The sequence below is a fragment of the Stenotrophomonas sp. STEN031 genome, from assembly GCF_056759975.1.
Genome location: NZ_JBRREA010000004.1, coordinates 163,545 through 179,954 on the forward strand (window position 1 = coordinate 163,545; position 16,410 = coordinate 179,954).

Below are 16,410 nucleotides of genomic sequence, written 5' to 3' on the forward strand. Positions count from 1 at the left end.
GTCTCCCGGACCTGCCTGATGATCACCCTCGGTACCCCGCTGTCCCCCTCTGCCACCCGCGTGCTGCTGCTTGGTTCGGGCGAACTGGGCAAGGAAGTGGCCATCGAACTGCAGCGCTTCGGGGTGGAAGTGATTGCCGCCGATCGCTATGCCAATGCCCCGGCCATGCAGGTGGCGCACCGCAGCCACGTGTTGGACATGCTCGACCCGGCCGCGCTGAAGGCGCTGATCGCGCAGGAGCAACCGCATCTGGTGGTGCCGGAGATCGAGGCCATCCACACCGAAACTCTGGTGCAGCTGGAAGCCGAGCAGGGCCTGCGGGTGATCCCGACCGCGCGCGCGGCGCGCCTGACCATGGACCGCGAAGGCATTCGTCGCCTGGCCGCGGAGACCCTGGGGCTGCCGACCTCGCCGTATCGCTTCGTCGATACCGAAGCCGAATACCACGAAGCCGTCGCCGCCATCGGCCTGCCATGTGTGGTCAAGCCGGTGATGTCGTCCTCCGGCAAGGGCCAGAGCACGCTGCGCAGCGACGCCGACATCGGCCCGGCCTGGGAGTACGCACAGACCGGCGGCCGCGCTGGTGCTGGCCGTTGCATCGTCGAAGGCTTCATCGATTTTGATTACGAGATCACCCTGTTGACCGTGCGCCATGCCGGTGGCACCGCGTTCTGCGACCCGGTCGGCCACCTGCAGAAGGACGGTGACTACCGTGAAAGCTGGCAGCCGCAGGTGATGTCGGCCAAGGCGCTGGAAGGCGCGCAGCAGATTGCCCGCGCCATCACCGATGACCTTGGCGGCTGGGGACTGTTCGGTGTGGAGTTGTTCGTGAAGGGCGACGCGGTGTGGTTCAGCGAAGTTTCGCCGCGTCCGCATGACACCGGCCTGGTCACCCTGGTATCGCAGGAGCTGAGCGAGTTCGCCCTGCACGCACGCGCCATCCTTGGTCTGCCGATCCCGAACATTCGCCACAACGGCGCTTCGGCATCGTGCGCGATGCTGGCGCAGGGCAATGGCGTGCCGTTCTTCAGCAACGTCGCTGAAGCATTGATCCATCCGGACTCGGCGCTGCGCCTGTTCGGCAAGCCGATGGTGCAGGGTCAGCGTCGCGTTGGCGTGACCCTGGCACGTGCCGCCGATGTGGAGCAGGCGCGTGCGATTGCACGCGATGCGGCAGCGGCAATCGGGATAGAGTTGCGCTGAGCGCTGAGCGCTGAGCTCCCTCCCTTTGCCGAAGGCAAGGGGAGGGTTGGGCAGGGGTAAAGCTTTGCTGCTCTGATGCAGCTCCCGCACCAGCCGTCGCCCGCGCGCTTGTGGGAACGGTGTAAGCCGCGAAGCTGGCAATGCTGCAGCAGCGGGATGTATCGTCATCTGATGATGTACGCGCTTCGCGGCTTACGCCGCTCCCACAAAAAACAGAAGCCAAAAAAAACGCCGGCTAAGCCGGCGTTTTTTTACTTCACATCCACCCAGACAAGGTGGTGATCGCTGCCATCGGCGATCTTCGCCTCCGGGCTGTCATTGGCGGGCCAGAACACGCCGCTGCCGATATAGCTCAGGCCAGTGGAAGGCAGCACATAGTCCAGGCGCATCGTGCCCGAGCGCGGGCCGAAATCGCCGGTTGCATGTTGCGGTGCGCCGCGGCGGACGATGCCTTTCTCTGCGTAGGCCAGACTGGTCTGTTCGGCGCCGACGCTGGTCGGGGTCGGGTAGCGCAACACGCGCGGGTGCTCGAGCAATTCGAGGATGGCGTCGTGACGGCCATCACCGTCGGCCGGATCGTTGTTCAGATCGCCGACGATGACGAAGCGCGCATCGGCGGCCAAGCCACCACAGCTGCCCTTGTCATCGCACAGCCACGGCTTGTCGCCGCCATCGAGGTATTCCTTCCACAGTCGCAGTTCGTCGTGGTTGCGGGCGGCGTTGCGCTTCTCCTTGCCATCAAACACCGGCGGGGTGGGGTGGGAAGCCAATACGTGGATGGTGCCCAGCGGGGTGCTCACCGGCACATCCCAGTGAGATTTGGAGGACAGTCGCAGCTGTGACCACACCGCATCCGGCCAGAACGACTTGCCGGTGCTGGGGTCGGTCGGGCGCAGTGCGCCAGGCATCGTGCTCCACTTCAGTAGCTGGAAGCTACGTACCGCCGCCTCATCGATCGGATACCTGGACAACACCAGCATGCCGTACTGGCCAGGGTGCAGGCCGTAGCCCCAGGCGTCGTTGCCGCGTTCGCGGCCCTTGCCGCCGACGCTGCCGTTGTTGTCCAGGTCCAGGCCGCTGGGTACGCCGGTATTGACCGGGGCCAGGTAACGATACGGGTACTTCAGGGCTGCGCCGCCGCCCGCCTGGGCGACTTCGAGATAGCGTTGCTGGAACAGGTCGGCGGCGCGGTGGGCGTCGTCGAAATCGAATTCGTTGAGCAGGACCAGATCCGGTCGCGTCTGCTGCAGCACGGCAGCAATCTTGCGCGCGTGCGCACTGTCGCCCTGCAGTTCACGGATCAGGCCGCCTTCTTCATCGGAATACAGCGAGGTGTTGTAGGTCGCCAGCCGCAACTGGGCGGGCGCGCCGGTGTCGGCACTGCCGCTGGGTGAGGTGGAACAGGCTGCCAACAGCAGGGTCATCGGGGCGAGTAGGGTTGAGATGCGCATCTGGCGATTTTCTCACGTCGCCATGACGATAGGGCGAAAACACGGACGCCCCGCAAGCGGGGCGTCCACGGACAGCGCCGCAACGTTGCTTAGAACGTGCAGCCCATCGCGCCGAAGCTGGTCTTGGCCTGTTCCAGTGCGGTCTTGCACTGGTTGGCCAGCTCGGTCTTGTCGGTTACGCCGGCCCAGGCGCTACGCGACTGCTCGATGCCCTGCTTCATCATGTCGCGCTGGGCTTCGGGAACCTTGTCGCTGATGCATGCGTAGACCTTTTCCAGGTACTGGTCGCATTCCGGAACGCCGGTGCCGGCCTTGACGGTGTCGGTGGATGGTGCCGGGGTGACTTCGGCTGCCGGTGCTGCCGGAGCAGCGGCCGGGGTGGCTGCCGGTGCGTCGGTGGCCGGGGTTTCGGCCTTCTTGCAGCCGGCGAGGGCCAGGGTGCCAATGGCAGCCAGAATCAGTAGTTGGGTCTTCACGCATTACTCCTGTTGAATGGATACTTCCTTGCGCCATCACGGTGCGCGATGACATTCCTATTCTGCATAAATCCCGGTTAAATATGTATCAAGGCCGCTTGAAATTGAGCTGCGTCTCAATCAGGGCAGGGTACTGCCAAGGTCCTGTTCGCCCTGCCCCCAACGCTTGCCGTCGAAATACTCCAGCGGATGGAAGCGGCGCTTGTAGTCCATCTTGCGGTGGCCGTCGATCCAATAGCCCAGGTACAAATGCGGCAAGCCGTTGCGCTGCGCCCAGGCGATCTGCTGGAGGATGCCGAAGGTGCCCAGACTGCGTTTTTCCTGTTCGGGGTCAAAGAACGTATAGACCGCCGACAAACCCAGGTCGGTGACGTCGGTGACCGCGACGGCCAGTAGTTGCCCGCGCTTGCCGGCCACGCCCGGGGTGCGGATTTCCATGAAACGGCCATGTGACCAGCTGCCGATCAGGAACTGGTCGAACTCATGCGGGCCGTGTTCGTCCATGCCGCCCTTGGCATGGCGATGGGTCAGGTAGCGTTGATAGAGCGCGAACTGCTCGTCCGTGCGTTCGGCCGGCAGGATCCGGCACTGCAGGTCGGCGTTATGTGCCAGGCAGCGGCGCTGGCTGCGATCCGGATTGAAACGGTCGACCGGAATGCGCACCGGTACACAGGCGCGGCAGCCTTCGCAGTGTGGCCGGTAGACCAGATCGCCGGAGCGGCGGAAACCCCAGGTCAACGCCATCGGGTAGAGCGCACCCAGACGCTGGTCCTGGGGATCCAGGACAAGATCGCGGGCCTGCCGTTCCGGCCAGTAGCCACAGGGGTGCTCGCCGGTCTGGAACAGGCGCAGTTCGTCGTTGTTTTCACCGTGGGCTGCCATGTGCACAGCATAGCCGTGGCGCGTCGCAAAACCTGCGCCTGTCTGCGCGATGAATATCGCCGGCCCGCCGGTCAACCGCTGCGGTGGCCCGCGCGTTGACCGTAGCGAGGACGCAATGCCGCGTCCGCTGTCTCACCACGGAGTCACACCATGACCAAGACCCACCGCAAACCCTTCCTCCTGCTGGCGATGCTGCTGGCCACCTCGGCGACCGGCTTGGTGTTCGCGGCTGCGCCGACCGGCCCGAACCCGGCGCCACAGCGTCTGGATGCCAACAATGATGGCGTGGTCGATCGTCAGGAAGCGGCGGCGCGTCCGCGCCTGGCGCAGCGTTTCGACGAGCTGGACAAGAACAAGGATGGCAAGCTGTCGCGCGAGGAAATGGCGCAGATGCGCCATGACGGCCGTCACGGCGGTGATCGCCATGGCGGCCATCGCGGCCACCGCGATGGCGGCTTCATGCGTGGCATGGATACCGATAACGATGGCCGCATCAGCGCCGCCGAGTACCAGGCCAACTTCACCCGCCTGGACGTCAACAAGGACGGCTATATCGACCAGGCCGATCGCCAGGCCCGTGCCGAACAGCGCCGTGCCGAGTGGTTTGCCAAGGCCGATACCAACAAGGATGGCAAGTTGAGCCCGGCCGAACTGGAGGCCGCGCGCAAGGACGGCCACCGCGAGCACCGTGGCCCGCGCGGCCCGATGCCGCCGCAGGCTCCCGCTGCGAAGTAAGTGCTACAAAGGCGCCGATCGACAACACACCCGCTGGCAGCAGCGGGTGTGTTTTTTTGTTTGCTCAAGTGCGCAACAGGGAGAAAGCCACTGCGGCAACGACCAGCAACGAGGAACTGATGACCGCGCCACGCCCGAACAGGCTGCGATACACCCAACTGGGACCGGCGCGGCCATGCTGCGCTGCGTCGCGCGCCAGCATCAAGGCCATGGTGCGGGGCAGGGTGACCAGGTACTGGTAGTTCAGCGCAATCATGCCAACTGCCAGCAGGAGCAGCCCGGCAGTGGTGCCTAGCCGAAGCACGATGCCACTCAGCGCGCTGATGCAGAACAACAGGGCAGTGAGGGTATGCAGGCGCATGAAGCGCAGTACCTGGCTACGTTCTGTTTGGGTATGTGCGAAATGCAGCAGATAGAGGCTGGAGAAGAACGCAGCCAAGGTGCCGAACACCATGGCACCCAGTACTACCCACATGTCGAAGGGATTGGGGAATACGGTGTTCAGGGTTGCGCCCAGCCCTCCCGCCGCGGCACCGCCGAATACGGTATTGGTGCCCAGTCCGCCAAGGCCGACTTTGCCGGCGCTACTGCCTGCCACGCCAAGCGAAGTTGAGAGAATGACCGCACTGGCGGTGCCTGGTGCGGCCAGCATCAAGGTTGAACTGACCAGTGCCGCGAATGCGCTACCTGGCGCGGTATTGCGGGCAAACTCACCGAAGCGCCTGAGCATTTCCTCGCGCACGCTGGCACGGGCGCGTGACAGGCGCTTGCGCACAGCCGCGTCGCTCAAGCCCAGCAGCATGGCCACCTGCTGTGAGCTTTGGCCTTCGCGGTAGTACAGCAGCAGGGTTTCGCGGCTGTCCTCGGGCAGGGCCGAGATGATTTCCTCGGCGACCAGTTCTTCCTCCACCCGCGCCATCGCGTCGACACCGTTGGGCGAGGGATCGGCGGCCATGCCGATGGCGATTTCCGCAGCCTCACCGCTGAGCGGACGGTTGCGGTTGGCGCGCAGCCAGTCGCGGGCCAGGTTGCGGGTGATCTGCCGCAGCCAGGGTAGGAAGCTGGAGCTGTTGTTGAGCTGGGTGAGCTGCTGCCAGGCCTTGATGAAGGCTTCCTGGGCGATGTCCTCGCTGGCCTGTACATCGCGGGTGATGGCCAGGGCGATCGCGGTCACCGTGTTCTGGCAGGCCACCACGATGCGCCCATAGGACTGCGTGCAACCCTGGCGGGCGGCAGGCAGCTCGTTCTGCAGCAGGATCTCCAGCGTTTCGGTGCTCATCGGACAGGCCTTTTCGACGGTACTGCCAAACAGGACGGGCACCGAAGCCCGATGTGACCGATTATTTTTCGGGTGCGGGTGCGGGTGCGGGTGCGGGTGCGGGTGCCGGTGCCGGTGCCGCCGGCGGGGTGTCGGGCTGGGACTGGATGCGTACGCGGAACTCGTCTTCGCCCGGTTGCGGCTGGGCCGGCTGTGCCTGCGCGGCGGGGGCAGCCGGAGCAGCGGTCGGCGCAGTGCGATGGCGCATCATGATCACCAATGCCACGCCGGCAATCACCACCAGCAGCGCGATGCGGATCCGCCACGCCCAGCTGCGGCCATTGCCGGCCTCTGCGGGCGCTTCGCGGAAGGCGTATTCGGCGGTGGGATGGTCGCGGCGGGTGGTGTCGAGCAGGCGCTTGTCGCGCAGGATCTCACGCGCCCGCGGCTGGTCATTGGCATGCACCACCCAGACCGAAGGCAGGTTCTCGTTGTTGACCTTGTCGGTATAGCTGAACTGGCCGCGGCGCTTGCTGTGGTACGAGCGGCCGTTGGTGACGCGGACCTCGATGCCTGCATCACGCAGGATCTCCGCCACACCTTCGGCGTTCTCGACGCGCTGGCTGCTGAAAATCTTGCGCATGGTTCAGCCCTTGCTCGCTTCGTTGTCGTCGGGGGTCACGCGGATCAGGCCTTCCTGCGCGGTGCTGGCCACCAGCACGCCATCGCGGGTATAGAACTGGCCACGCGCCAGCCCGCGCGAATCCTGCGCACTGGGGCTGTCCAGCGAGTACAGCAGCCAGTCGTCGGCGCGGAACGGGCGGTGGAACCAGATCGCATGGTCGAGCGAGGCCATCTGCACATGCGGCTGGTAGTAGCTGATGCCGTGCGGGAAGGTGGCCGTGCCGAGCAGATGGAAGTCGGAAGCATAGGCCAGCAGCGCCTGGTGCAGCTCCGGCGCATCGCCGATCTTCTCGTTCAAGCGCAGCCACACCTGGTGATAGGGCGGGCGCTTGGGCGGGTTCAGTTCGTCGCGCGGATAGACGTGGCGGAATTCGAACGGACCGCCGCGCGAAAGCCAGCGCTGCACCTTCACCGGCAAGCGCTCCAGCACATCGGCCGGCAGTGGACGGCTCGGCTCGATGTCCTCGGGTTGCGGCACATCCGGCATCTTGTGCTGGTGTTCGGCGCCACGCTCGGCCTGCTGGAACGAGGCCGCGCAGAAGAAGATCACCTTGCCGTGCTGGATGGCGGTGACCCGGCGCACCGAGAAGCTGCCGCCATCACGGGTGCGGTCCACGTCATAGACGATGGGGTGGTCGATGTTGCCGGCGCGCAGGAAATAGGCATGCAGTGAATGCACGTGACGGCCGTTCTCGACCGTGGCCTGGGCGGCGGCCAGCGCCTGCCCCAGCACCTGCCCGCCGAACACGTATTTGGTGCCGATATCGCGGCTCTGGCCGCGGAACAAGTTGTCCTCCAGCCGCTCCAGCGACAGCAGGTCAATCAGTTCGGAGACCACGGGTTCAGGCGTGTTGGACAAGGCGGCGGCCTTCTTTTCGACAGGCCGCGATTATATAAGGCGAGGAGTGAGTTAAGAGGAGTGAGGAGTAAGAAGGGCGAGAAGTGAGTCAAGAGGAGTAAGGAGTAAGTAAGGGCAACAGCCGCAGCCACAGCCACTCCACGGCCACTGCAGGCTCCAGGTTCTTGCTCTTGCCCCTGCTTTTACTCTCTGCTCACTCCTATTCACTCGTTTCTAGCTCCTGCCCCTGCTTTTACTCGTTGCTCACTCCTCTCCCCTCGTTCCTAGCCCTTGCCCAGGCGGGCCGCCAGGGCCTGCAAGGCGCCCTGCGCATCCGGCGAGAACCAGGCCTCGACGAAGCGTTCCAGCTGGATGTGTTCTGCCTGCATGGCTTCGTGCAGGTCGGCGCGGGCGATGGCGCGGGTCTGCAGCATCGGCTGCGGCGGCAGCTTGAGTTGGGCCTGCAGCCAGCCGATGGCGCGTTCGACCACCTGCGCTGCGCCGTCGGCCAGTTCATCTACCAGGCCGATCTCCAGGGCGCGCTCGGCGCTGACCAACTGGCCGCCGGTCAGCAAGACGCCGGCACGGTGGTGACCGACCACGCGACGCATCAGGCGCTGGATGCCTTCCGGCGCGACCAGGCCCACCTGTACCTCGTTCAGGCCGATCACATAGGGTTTTGCCGGGTCGGCGCTGCGCGCCATCACCCGGTAATCGCAGCACAGTGCAAGCACGCAGCCGCCGGCCGGCGAGTGACCGGTCAGCGCGGCTACCACCGGGACGCGGCTTTCGGCCAATACACGCGCAGCGCCGAAGAAAGCCTGCCAGCTGTCCATCAGTTTGCGCTTGTCATCGCCATGCGAGAGCAGGTGCGGCACGTCCATGCCGCCGGTGAAGATGCGTTCGCTGCCGGAAAGCACGATGCCGTGCACGTCGTCGGTCATCGCAAGGGTGACGGCGGCAATCAGTGCGCGGCACAGTTCGGTATCCAGCGCGTTGACCGGCGGCCGCGCCAGGCGCAGTTCGCGGATGGGGCCATGGTTGATCACTTCGATGAGCGTGGTCATGCTGCGGTTTCTCGAACGGCAAGGAGTCGTGGCCTGATGATAACCAAACCATTCGTGTGCGTACTGTTGGCCCTGTGTGCATTCGAGGCGGCTGCAGCACCGGCCTGCGTGAGCGTGGAGCAGGGCTGGGTGCGGTTGACCCCGGGGGCGATGCGGATGGCGGCCGGCTTTGCGCGTATCCGCAACGGCTGTGCCAGCGAGGTGGTGGTGGTGGGCGCGGGCAGCAAGGCCTTTGGCGATGTATCGCTGCATGAAACCACGGTGGTGCAGGGCGTCAGCCGGATGCGCGAGATCGAGCGGTTGCCGATCGCCGCTGGGGCTGTTGCCGAGCTGAAGCCGGGCGGTCTGCACTTGATGCTGATGCAGCCGGAAGTGCCGCTGGCGGAGGGCGCGCAGCTGCCCTTACGGTTGAGCCTGGAAGACGGAACCAAGGTCGACGGAATGCTGCAGGTACGGCGCGACGCGCCTGCGCGTTGATCAGGCCTCGGCCTGCTTCAACCAGTCGCGCGGCGACATTCCGGTTCTGGAGGCGAACACGCGCGAGAGCGCCGAGGCATTGGCATAGCCCAGCTCATCGGCCAGCGTCTTGATCGGTCGGCCTTGGCGCAGCCGGCGCTGGGCCAGTGCGATGCGCCAATCGGTGAGGTAGTCCAGCGGCGTCTGCCCGACGATGTCGCGGAAGCTGTTGGCAAACGCGGTGCGCGACATGCCGGCTTGTTCGGCCAGGCTGGTGAGTGTCCAGCTTTCGCCGGGGCGATCGTGCATTGCGGCCAAGGCACGCGACAGGCGTGCATCCGACAGCCCGGTGATGAAGCCGGCGGGAATCCCTGCTTCCTGCGGATGATCGAGCAGCCAGCGCAGCAGCTGGATGACCACGACTTCGAACAGACGATCGGTGAGCAGGCGTTGGCCGCAGCGGACGTTGTCGGTTTCGTTGAACAGCAGCTCCAGCGTCATCGCCAGGCCGGGGATACGTGCCAGCGGCAGTGCGATCAACGAGGGCAGGCCACGTACCAGCGGATGGGCGATGCCGCCATCGAAGTCCAGGCGTGCACAGGTGAAATCGGCGCCCTCGCGTGGCGGGTTGTGGAAGCGATGGCTGAACGGTCGTGGATAGAACAGCAGGGTCGGCTCCTCGAAGTGCATCGAGGTCGGGATATCGCGGCTGCCGGGATGGCTGACCTCGAGCCGGCCACGCCGCAGCACGTGCAGGTAGGCGTGGCCTTCACCTGCATCGAAGCTGGTCAGTCCGCATAGCGGACCGGAGTGGAACAGCTGCGCCTGGAAGCGGAAATTTTCCAGGACGCCGGCCAGGCGATCCACGGGCGGGAGGCTGCTCATCTGTATCAATTGGTTTGTTTGCTGGACTGATCGTATCAAATCGTTCGGATCAGGGCGGGATACTTCTTTCACGGGCTGATGGCCCGGCAAGCATCCCAACCGATCAGGAGATCGCCATGTCACGCATCAATCTTGAAACCCGGACCGTCCCCGCCGCCAGCCAGCCGCTGCTGGCACAGATCCACCAGGCCTTCGGCGCGACGCCGAACATGTTCAAGGCAGTGTCCAATTCCCCGGCTGCACTGCAGAGCATGTGGGCTGCGTTCGGCGCACTGGGCAAGGGCAGCCTTGGCAGCAAGCTCGGCGAGCAGATCGCCGTTGCCATCGCCAACCGCAACCGTTGCGAGTACTGCCTGGCCGCGCACACCGTGTTGGGGCAGAAGGCCGGCGCCAGTGCGGCTGAGATGACGTCGGCACAGTCGGGCCAGTCCGAAGACGCGCGCACTGCGGCGGCATTGCGATTCGCGCTGAAAGTGGTGGAGCAGCGTGCGCAGCTGGACGATGCCGATGTGGCGGCGCTGCGGAGTGCGGGCTTCGGTGACGAGCAGATCGTCGAGATTCTTGCCCATGTGGCGTTGAACCTGTTCACCAACTACATCAACGTGGCGCTGGATGTGCCGGTGGATTTTCCGAAGGTTGCGTTGAAGTAAGGCAGTGAATGCGGGCAGGTTGAGGCCACGCTCGCAACTGCAGATCAAGCCCCTCTCCCTCCGGGAGAGGGGTTGGGGAGAGGGTGCGAGCGAAGCCTGGCATTGCTTGCAACGCCAGTGCTGAACCGACCCTCATCCGCCCCTTCGGGGCACCTTCTCCCGGAGGGAGAAAGGTCAGGCGAGATCAGCTCGAAGCACCCCGCACAGCCTCCGGCAAGGGCGCGCTCTTGCCGGTCTGCGTATCCATCCAGACCACCACCACATTGCCGTCCGAATACAGCTTGCTGTCGTCGTTCTGGTCAACAATGCGGTGACCAATGGTCACGCTGCTGTTGCCCAGGCGCTCGACAAACAACTCGACCACGATGTCGTTCGGCCACACGATCGGGAGGCGATAGTTGATGTTGGTATTGGCCACCACCGGCGCGATGCGGTCGCTCATCGACACGCCTTCCACGCCCAGCATCCAGCGCACGCGCGCCTCTTCCAGATACGAAACGTACTTGGCGTTGTTGACGTGGCCCATCGAGTCCATGTCACGCCAGCGCACGCTGATCGGCACGCGGGCCAGTTGCTTGTGTTCGTTGCTCATTTTGCAGCCTTCTTCTTGGCGGGGGCGGCGGCCTTCTTGGCTGCTGCTTTCTTGACCGGCTTTTCCTTGCGCGGCGGACGCGCATCAGGCTTGTTGGCCACGGCCGCCGGTTGTTCCGGGCGCGCGCTGGTCGAGGGCAGCATCTTGGCCAGGAACTGGCCGGTGTAGGAGTCCGGATGTGCCGCCACGTCTTCCGGCGTGCCGGTGACCAGCACCGTGCCACCGCGATGGCCGCCTTCCGGACCGAGATCGACGATCCAGTCCGCAGTCTTGATCACGTCCAGGTTGTGCTCGATCACCACCACGGTGTTGCCCTCGTCGCGCAGCTTGTGCAGCACGCCGAGCAGGGCCTCGATGTCGTGGAAGTGCAGGCCGGTGGTCGGCTCGTCGAGGATGTACAGGGTGCGGCCGGTATCGCGGCGCGACAATTCCTTGGACAGCTTCACGCGCTGCGCTTCACCACCGGACAGCGTGGTCGCGCTCTGGCCCAGCTTGATGTAGCTCAGGCCCACGTCCATCAGCGTTTCCAGCTTGCGTGCGATCGACGGCACGGGCTCGAACAGGCGCAGTGCATCTTCGACGGTCATTTCCAGCACGTCGTTGATGTTGAAGCCCTTGTAGAGGATCTCCAGCGTCTCGCGGTTGTAGCGCTTGCCGTGGCAAACGTCGCAAGGCACATACACGTCCGGCAGGAAGTGCATTTCCACCTTGATCAGGCCATCGCCCTGGCAGGCCTCGCAGCGGCCGCCGCGCACATTGAAGCTGAAACGGCCCGGCGAGTAACCACGCGCACGCGCCTCCGGTACCTGTGCGTACAGCTCGCGCAGCGGCGTGAACAGACCGGTATAGGTTGCCGGGTTGGAGCGCGGGGTGCGGCCGATCGGCGACTGGTCGATGTCGACGACCTTGTCGAACAGATCCAGGCCTTCGACGCTCTTGTACTTGGCGATGGGGTGCGAAGAACCGTTGATCTCGTTGGCCGCCAGCGAGAACAAGGTGTCGTTGATCAGCGTCGACTTGCCCGAGCCGGACACGCCGGTCACGCAGGTCAACAGGCCGGACGGGATATCCAGATCCACGTTCTTCAGGTTGTTGCCGCTGGCGCCACGCAGGCGCAGCGTCATCTTCGGGTTGGGCTTGTGGCGGCGCGCCGGGATCTCGATCTGGCGTTTGCCCGACAGGTATTGACCGGTCAGCGAGCGCGGCGCATCCAGCAGGTCCTGCAGCTGGCCCTGGCCGACGATCTCGCCGCCGTGCACGCCAGCGCCCGGGCCGATATCGACCACGTAATCGGCCAAGCGGATCGCGTCTTCGTCGTGCTCGACCACGATCACCGTGTTGCCCAGATCACGCAGGCGGGTGAGGGTGCCGAGCAGGCGCTCGTTGTCGCGCTGGTGCAGGCCGATGGACGGCTCGTCGAGCACGTACATCACGCCGACCAGACCGGCGCCGATCTGCGACGCCAGACGGATACGTTGTGCTTCACCGCCGGACAAAGTGTCGGCCTTGCGCTCAAGGGTGAGGTAATCCAGGCCGACGTCGACCAGGAAGCCGAGTCGCTCGCCGATCTCCTTGACGATCTTGGTGGCGATCTCGCCACGCCAGCCGGGCAGGCTCAGTTCGCTGAAGAAGCGCTTGGCTTCGTCGATCGGCAGCACCGCGATTTCCGGCAACGGACGATCAGCGACAAACACATTGCGCGCCGCCTTGTTCAAGCGCGCGCCCTTGCACTCCGGGCACGGTCGCGAGCTGATGTACTTGGCCAACTCCTCGCGCACCGCCGGCGATTCGGTCTCGCGGTAACGGCGCTCGAGGTTGGGGATGATGCCTTCGAAGCGGTGCTTGCGCTGGTTGCGGCCGCCGGCTTCGGTGAAATAGGTGAAGGTGATCTGGTCTTCGCCGCTGCCGTACAGCACGGCCTGCTTCACATTGTCCGGCAGCGACTGCCAGGTAGCATCCACATCGAACTTGTAGTGCTTGGCCAGCGAAGCAATCAGCTGGAAGTAATAAGCATTGCGTCGGTCCCAGCCACGCACCGCGCCAGCGGCCAGCGACAGCTCCGGGTGCACGACGACGCGGTTGGGATCGAAGAACTCGGCCACGCCCAGGCCATCGCAGCCCGGGCAGGCGCCGACCGGCGAATTGAACGAGAACAGGCGCGGTTCCAGCTCCGGCAGCGCGTAATCGCAGACCGGGCAGCTGTACTTTGAGGAGAACAACTGCGGCGTGGTATCGGCTGCATCCAGCGCCATCACCGTGGCCATGCCGTCGCCAAGCTTGAGCGCGGTTTCAAAGCTTTCGGCCAGGCGCTGCTTGATGTCTTCGCGCGGACGGAAGCGGTCGATCACCGCTTCGATGGTGTGCTTCTGGCGCAGGGTCAGCGCCGGCACTTCGTCGATCTCGTAGAGCTCGCCATCGACGCGCACACGCACGAAGCCCTGCGCACGCAGCTGGTCGAAGACCTGCGCGTGTTCGCCCTTGCGCTCGCGGATGACCGGCGCCAGCAGCATGTAGCGCTGTTCCGGATCCAGTGCCAGCACCTGGTCGACCATCTGGCTGACGGTCTGCGCTTCCAGCGGGTAGCCATGGTCCGGGCAGCGCGGGCTGCCGACGCGGGCGTACAGCAGGCGCAGGTAGTCGTAGATCTCGGTGATGGTGCCGACGGTCGAGCGCGGGTTGTGCGAGGTGGACTTCTGCTCGATGGAGATCGCCGGCGACAGACCTTCGATGTGATCCAGATCGGGCTTTTCCATCACGCTCAGGAACTGCCGCGCATACGCCGACAGCGACTCGACATAGCGGCGCTGGCCTTCGGCGTAGATGGTGTCGAACGCCAACGAGGACTTGCCCGAACCGGACAGGCCGGTGATCACGATCAGTTTGTCGCGGGGCAGGTCGAGGTCGATGTTCTTGAGGTTGTGCGTCCGCGCACCGCGGATGCGGATGAAATCCATCGCCATGGGAAATCCGATTTGGACCGCTGCCGGCTGGGCCGGAAGCAGGAGGTGTGGGGGCGTCGCTGACGGCAGTCAATCAGCCTAGCGGCCTTGTCATTTGGGGGCAATTGCCAGTTTTGCCAGTGCTGTTTCCCGCCAGTGGGCCGGTTGTCGGCTGCGGGCCTGAATCGGGGTTCAGGCCCCGCGGGTCAGGGCAGGGGGTGGGTTGACCCGGGCTCGGTCTGCCCGGTAAAATCCCGCTTCTGTCCGCCCTCGATGGCGGGCAAGGCGACCACAATAACTACAGAGGAAGTCTGGTCATGTATGCAGTTCTGGTAACTGGCGGTAAGCAGTACCGCGTCGTTCAGGGTGAAACCCTGCGCGTGGAAAAACTCGAAGTCGAAGCTGGCAACGAGATCAAGTTCGACAACATCCTGATGCTCGGCGATGCCGACGGCATCAAGCTGGGTGACGCGCTGAAGGGCGCTTCGGTGACCGCCAAGGTTGTGGCCCACGGCCGCGCCGACAAGGTCCGGATCATCAAGTTCCGTCGCCGCAAGCACCACATGAAGCGTCAGGGTCACCGTCAGTACTACACCGAAATCGAAATCACCGGCATCGCCGGCTAATTGCTAAGGAGAATCCGTCATGGCACATAAAAAGGGCGTAGGTTCCTCGCGCAACGGTCGCGATTCCAACCCGAAATACCTCGGCGTCAAGATCTTCGGTGGCCAGGCCATCGAAGCTGGCAACATCATCGTGCGTCAGCGCGGCACCCAGTTCCACCCGGGTACCGGCGTCGGCCTGGGCCGTGACCACACGCTGTTCGCGCTGGTCGATGGCAAGGTTGAGTTCACGGTGAAGGGTGTCAACAAGCGCCGCACCGTCAACGTCGTCACGGAAGCTTAATTCCGTACGCGCAAGCCGCCCATACTCCGGTGTGGGCTGCTGACGAGAGCCCCGCTTCGGCGGGGTTTTTCGTTGCTTGAAGAACATTCCACGGGCATCTTTGCCCGTTTTCCCCGGCAGCACCGGGGCCGGTAGAATCCAGCGGTCGGGCAGCTTGCCTGCCGCCATCAGTGGGCAACCAGAATCATGAAACTTGTAGACGAAGCGGAGATCCAGGTCATCGCTGGCAACGGCGGCAATGGCTGCATCGGCTTTCGCCGCGAGAAGTTCATTCCGCTCGGTGGCCCGGATGGTGGTGACGGCGGCAATGGCGGCAGCGTCTGGATCCGTGCCGACGAAAACCTGAACACCCTGGTCGACTTCCGCCATGACCGCATTTTCAAGGCGCAGCGCGGCGAGAACGGCATGGGCCGCCAGGCCTATGGCAAGGGGGGCGAAGACCTGATCATCACCGTGCCGGTGGGTACCGTGGTGATGAACGTCGACACCGATGAAGTCATTGGCGACATGACCACGCATGGCGACCGCCTGCTGGTGGCCAAGGGCGGCAAGGGTGGCTTGGGCAACATGCACTTCAAGAGCTCCACCAACCGCGCGCCGCGTCAGGCGCTGCCGGGCGAGGAGGGCGAGGAGCGCCTGCTCAAGCTGGAGCTGAAGCTGCTGGCCGACGTCGGCCTGTTGGGCTTCCCCAATGCTGGCAAGAGCACCCTGATTCGTGCCGTTTCGGCGGCGACGCCGAAGGTGGCCGATTACCCGTTCACCACCTTGTACCCGAACCTGGGCGTGGTGAAGGTTGAGAATTACCGCAGCTTCGTGATCGCCGATATTCCAGGCCTGATCGAGGGTGCTGCCGATGGTGCCGGCCTGGGTGCGCAGTTCCTGCGTCACCTGCAGCGCACCCGTCTGTTGCTGCACCTCGTCGACATCTCGCCGATGGAAGGTGGCGTGGAAGGCATCTCGCCGATCGAGCAGGTGCGTGCGATCGAGCGCGAGCTGGGCAAGCATGATCCGGAGCTGCTGAAGAAGCCGCGCTGGCTGGTGCTGAACAAGGCCGACCTGATGTTCGAGGACGAGGCCAAGGCGGCTGCCGAGCAGGTGGTGGCCGAGCTGGGCTGGGAACAGCCCTGGTATCTGGTGTCGGCCCTGGGCCGTGAGGGCACCTGGCCGATCATGAAGGACATCATGGCTTTCTTTGACCAGCAGAAGATGCTGGAGGAAGAGGAGCGCCACGCGCAGGGCCTTTGATTCAACAGGCCAGTGCCGGATCAAGAGCGCCGCTTCCCTTACGGGAAGCGGCGTTTTTGTTTGTAGTGCCGTGCCCAAATAGGCAGCGGGCCATACCCGGGAGCCTCTGCCGCGGCATGCTCTGACCTGATGCGCGGGGTTTT

General features: G+C 64.6%; 16 protein-coding genes and 1 pseudogene. 7 read left to right on the forward strand and 10 right to left on the reverse strand.

The window, feature by feature from the left end; translation table 11 throughout:
* Positions 1 to 18: 18 nt before the first annotated feature.
* Positions 19 to 1,203, forward strand: coding sequence for a formate-dependent phosphoribosylglycinamide formyltransferase (gene purT, locus ACVOLQ_RS03195; RefSeq protein ID WP_481527036.1), 1,185 nt, complete (start codon positions 19 to 21; stop codon positions 1,201 to 1,203).
* A gap of 251 nt (positions 1,204 to 1,454) precedes the next feature.
* Here purT and ACVOLQ_RS03200 read toward each other — a convergent pair whose 3' ends face one another.
* The 3 genes from ACVOLQ_RS03200 to ACVOLQ_RS03210 form a co-directional block, all read right to left on the reverse strand.
* Positions 1,455 to 2,627, reverse strand: a complete 1,173-nt coding sequence (locus ACVOLQ_RS03200; RefSeq protein ID WP_481527051.1) for an endonuclease/exonuclease/phosphatase family protein — start codon at positions 2,625 to 2,627, stop codon at positions 1,455 to 1,457.
* 116 nt (positions 2,628 to 2,743) lie between these two features.
* Positions 2,744 to 3,130: a hypothetical protein gene (locus tag ACVOLQ_RS03205; RefSeq protein WP_313172991.1), complete on the reverse strand. Its 387-nt coding sequence runs from the start codon at positions 3,128 to 3,130 to the stop codon at positions 2,744 to 2,746.
* Between the two features lie 120 nt (positions 3,131 to 3,250).
* Positions 3,251 to 4,012: an arginyltransferase gene (locus ACVOLQ_RS03210; RefSeq protein ID WP_481527037.1), complete on the reverse strand. Its 762-nt coding sequence runs from the start codon at positions 4,010 to 4,012 to the stop codon at positions 3,251 to 3,253.
* A 150-nt stretch (positions 4,013 to 4,162) separates the two neighbouring features.
* Between ACVOLQ_RS03210 and ACVOLQ_RS03215 the strand changes: the two genes are divergently transcribed.
* Positions 4,163 to 4,747 (forward strand): EF-hand domain-containing protein, encoded by a 585-nt coding sequence (locus ACVOLQ_RS03215; RefSeq protein ID WP_481527038.1) that lies wholly within the window; start codon positions 4,163 to 4,165, stop codon positions 4,745 to 4,747.
* A gap of 64 nt (positions 4,748 to 4,811) precedes the next feature.
* Here the strand turns inward: ACVOLQ_RS03215 and ACVOLQ_RS03220 are convergent, their stop codons facing one another.
* From ACVOLQ_RS03220 to ACVOLQ_RS03235, 4 genes and pseudogenes are all read right to left on the reverse strand, one after another.
* Positions 4,812 to 6,026, reverse strand: a complete 1,215-nt coding sequence (locus tag ACVOLQ_RS03220) for an RNA polymerase sigma factor (protein ID WP_481527039.1) — start codon at positions 6,024 to 6,026, stop codon at positions 4,812 to 4,814.
* 145 nt (positions 6,027 to 6,171) lie between these two features.
* A pseudogene (locus ACVOLQ_RS03225) lies at positions 6,172 to 6,648 on the reverse strand (pathogenicity-like protein); the annotation flags it as partial.
* Positions 6,649 to 6,651: 3 nt separating this feature from the next.
* Positions 6,652 to 7,548 carry an acyl-CoA thioesterase II gene (gene tesB, locus ACVOLQ_RS03230; RefSeq protein WP_282271430.1) on the reverse strand — a complete coding sequence of 299 codons (897 nt, stop codon included), beginning with the start codon at positions 7,546 to 7,548 and terminating at the stop codon, positions 6,652 to 6,654.
* Between the two features lie 263 nt (positions 7,549 to 7,811).
* Positions 7,812 to 8,594, reverse strand: a complete 783-nt coding sequence (locus tag ACVOLQ_RS03235; RefSeq protein ID WP_481527040.1) for an enoyl-CoA hydratase/isomerase family protein — start codon at positions 8,592 to 8,594, stop codon at positions 7,812 to 7,814.
* 36 nt (positions 8,595 to 8,630) lie between these two features.
* Here ACVOLQ_RS03235 and ACVOLQ_RS03240 point away from each other — a divergent pair, with 36 nt between their 5' ends.
* Positions 8,631 to 9,071, forward strand: coding sequence for a copper chaperone PCu(A)C (locus ACVOLQ_RS03240; RefSeq protein ID WP_481527041.1), 441 nt, complete (start codon positions 8,631 to 8,633; stop codon positions 9,069 to 9,071).
* On the opposite strand, the gene ACVOLQ_RS03245 is transcribed toward ACVOLQ_RS03240, so the two are convergent.
* On the reverse strand, positions 9,072 to 9,935 hold the full coding sequence (locus tag ACVOLQ_RS03245) for an AraC family transcriptional regulator (protein ID WP_481527042.1): 864 nt from the start codon (positions 9,933 to 9,935) through the stop codon (positions 9,072 to 9,074).
* Between the two features lie 116 nt (positions 9,936 to 10,051).
* On the opposite strand from ACVOLQ_RS03245, the gene ACVOLQ_RS03250 reads away from it, so the two are divergent.
* Entirely contained in the window at positions 10,052 to 10,585 is a 534-nt protein-coding gene (locus tag ACVOLQ_RS03250) for a carboxymuconolactone decarboxylase family protein (RefSeq protein ID WP_481527043.1), read from the forward strand.
* A 184-nt stretch (positions 10,586 to 10,769) separates the two neighbouring features.
* Here ACVOLQ_RS03250 and ACVOLQ_RS03255 read toward each other — a convergent pair whose 3' ends face one another.
* Positions 10,770 to 11,177 carry an acyl-CoA thioesterase gene (locus ACVOLQ_RS03255; protein WP_293711362.1) on the reverse strand — a complete coding sequence of 136 codons (408 nt, stop codon included), beginning with the start codon at positions 11,175 to 11,177 and terminating at the stop codon, positions 10,770 to 10,772.
* Positions 11,174 to 14,137, reverse strand: a complete 2,964-nt coding sequence (gene uvrA, locus ACVOLQ_RS03260; RefSeq protein ID WP_481527044.1) for an excinuclease ABC subunit UvrA — start codon at positions 14,135 to 14,137, stop codon at positions 11,174 to 11,176. Before uvrA ends, ACVOLQ_RS03255 begins: the two co-directional genes overlap by 4 nt.
* A gap of 296 nt (positions 14,138 to 14,433) precedes the next feature.
* Here uvrA and rplU point away from each other — a divergent pair, with 296 nt between their 5' ends.
* From rplU to obgE, 3 genes are all read left to right on the forward strand, one after another.
* On the forward strand, positions 14,434 to 14,742 hold the full coding sequence (gene rplU / locus ACVOLQ_RS03265) for a 50S ribosomal protein L21 (RefSeq protein WP_282269142.1): 309 nt from the start codon (positions 14,434 to 14,436) through the stop codon (positions 14,740 to 14,742).
* A gap of 19 nt (positions 14,743 to 14,761) precedes the next feature.
* Entirely contained in the window at positions 14,762 to 15,022 is a 261-nt protein-coding gene (gene rpmA, locus ACVOLQ_RS03270; protein WP_481527045.1) for a 50S ribosomal protein L27, read from the forward strand.
* A 186-nt stretch (positions 15,023 to 15,208) separates the two neighbouring features.
* Positions 15,209 to 16,267 (forward strand): GTPase ObgE, encoded by a 1,059-nt coding sequence (gene obgE / locus ACVOLQ_RS03275; protein WP_313169172.1) that lies wholly within the window; start codon positions 15,209 to 15,211, stop codon positions 16,265 to 16,267.
* Positions 16,268 to 16,410: the final 143 nt, after the last annotated feature.

What these genes read in the sequence shown, in the direction of transcription:
- purT (WP_481527036.1), top strand. Translation starts at nt 19, where the DNA reads ATGATCACCCTCGGTACCCCGCTGTCCCCCTCTGCCACCCGCGTGCTG.
- rpmA (WP_481527045.1), top strand. Translation starts at nt 14,762, where the DNA reads ATGGCACATAAAAAGGGCGTAGGTTCCTCGCGCAACGGTCGCGATTCC.
- ACVOLQ_RS03240 (WP_481527041.1), top strand. Translation starts at nt 8,631, where the DNA reads ATGATAACCAAACCATTCGTGTGCGTACTGTTGGCCCTGTGTGCATTC.
- ACVOLQ_RS03245 (WP_481527042.1), bottom strand. Translation starts at nt 9,935, where the DNA reads ATGAGCAGCCTCCCGCCCGTGGATCGCCTGGCCGGCGTCCTGGAAAAT.
- ACVOLQ_RS03215 (WP_481527038.1), top strand. Translation starts at nt 4,163, where the DNA reads ATGACCAAGACCCACCGCAAACCCTTCCTCCTGCTGGCGATGCTGCTG.
- ACVOLQ_RS03220 (WP_481527039.1), bottom strand. Translation starts at nt 6,026, where the DNA reads ATGAGCACCGAAACGCTGGAGATCCTGCTGCAGAACGAGCTGCCTGCC.
- ACVOLQ_RS03255 (WP_293711362.1), bottom strand. Translation starts at nt 11,177, where the DNA reads ATGAGCAACGAACACAAGCAACTGGCCCGCGTGCCGATCAGCGTGCGC.
- obgE (WP_313169172.1), top strand. Translation starts at nt 15,209, where the DNA reads ATGAAACTTGTAGACGAAGCGGAGATCCAGGTCATCGCTGGCAACGGC.
- ACVOLQ_RS03250 (WP_481527043.1), top strand. Translation starts at nt 10,052, where the DNA reads ATGTCACGCATCAATCTTGAAACCCGGACCGTCCCCGCCGCCAGCCAG.
- ACVOLQ_RS03210 (WP_481527037.1), bottom strand. Translation starts at nt 4,012, where the DNA reads ATGGCAGCCCACGGTGAAAACAACGACGAACTGCGCCTGTTCCAGACC.
- rplU (WP_282269142.1), top strand. Translation starts at nt 14,434, where the DNA reads ATGTATGCAGTTCTGGTAACTGGCGGTAAGCAGTACCGCGTCGTTCAG.
- ACVOLQ_RS03235 (WP_481527040.1), bottom strand. Translation starts at nt 8,594, where the DNA reads ATGACCACGCTCATCGAAGTGATCAACCATGGCCCCATCCGCGAACTG.
- ACVOLQ_RS03200 (WP_481527051.1), bottom strand. Translation starts at nt 2,627, where the DNA reads ATGACCCTGCTGTTGGCAGCCTGTTCCACCTCACCCAGCGGCAGTGCC.
- uvrA (WP_481527044.1), bottom strand. Translation starts at nt 14,137, where the DNA reads ATGGCGATGGATTTCATCCGCATCCGCGGTGCGCGGACGCACAACCTC.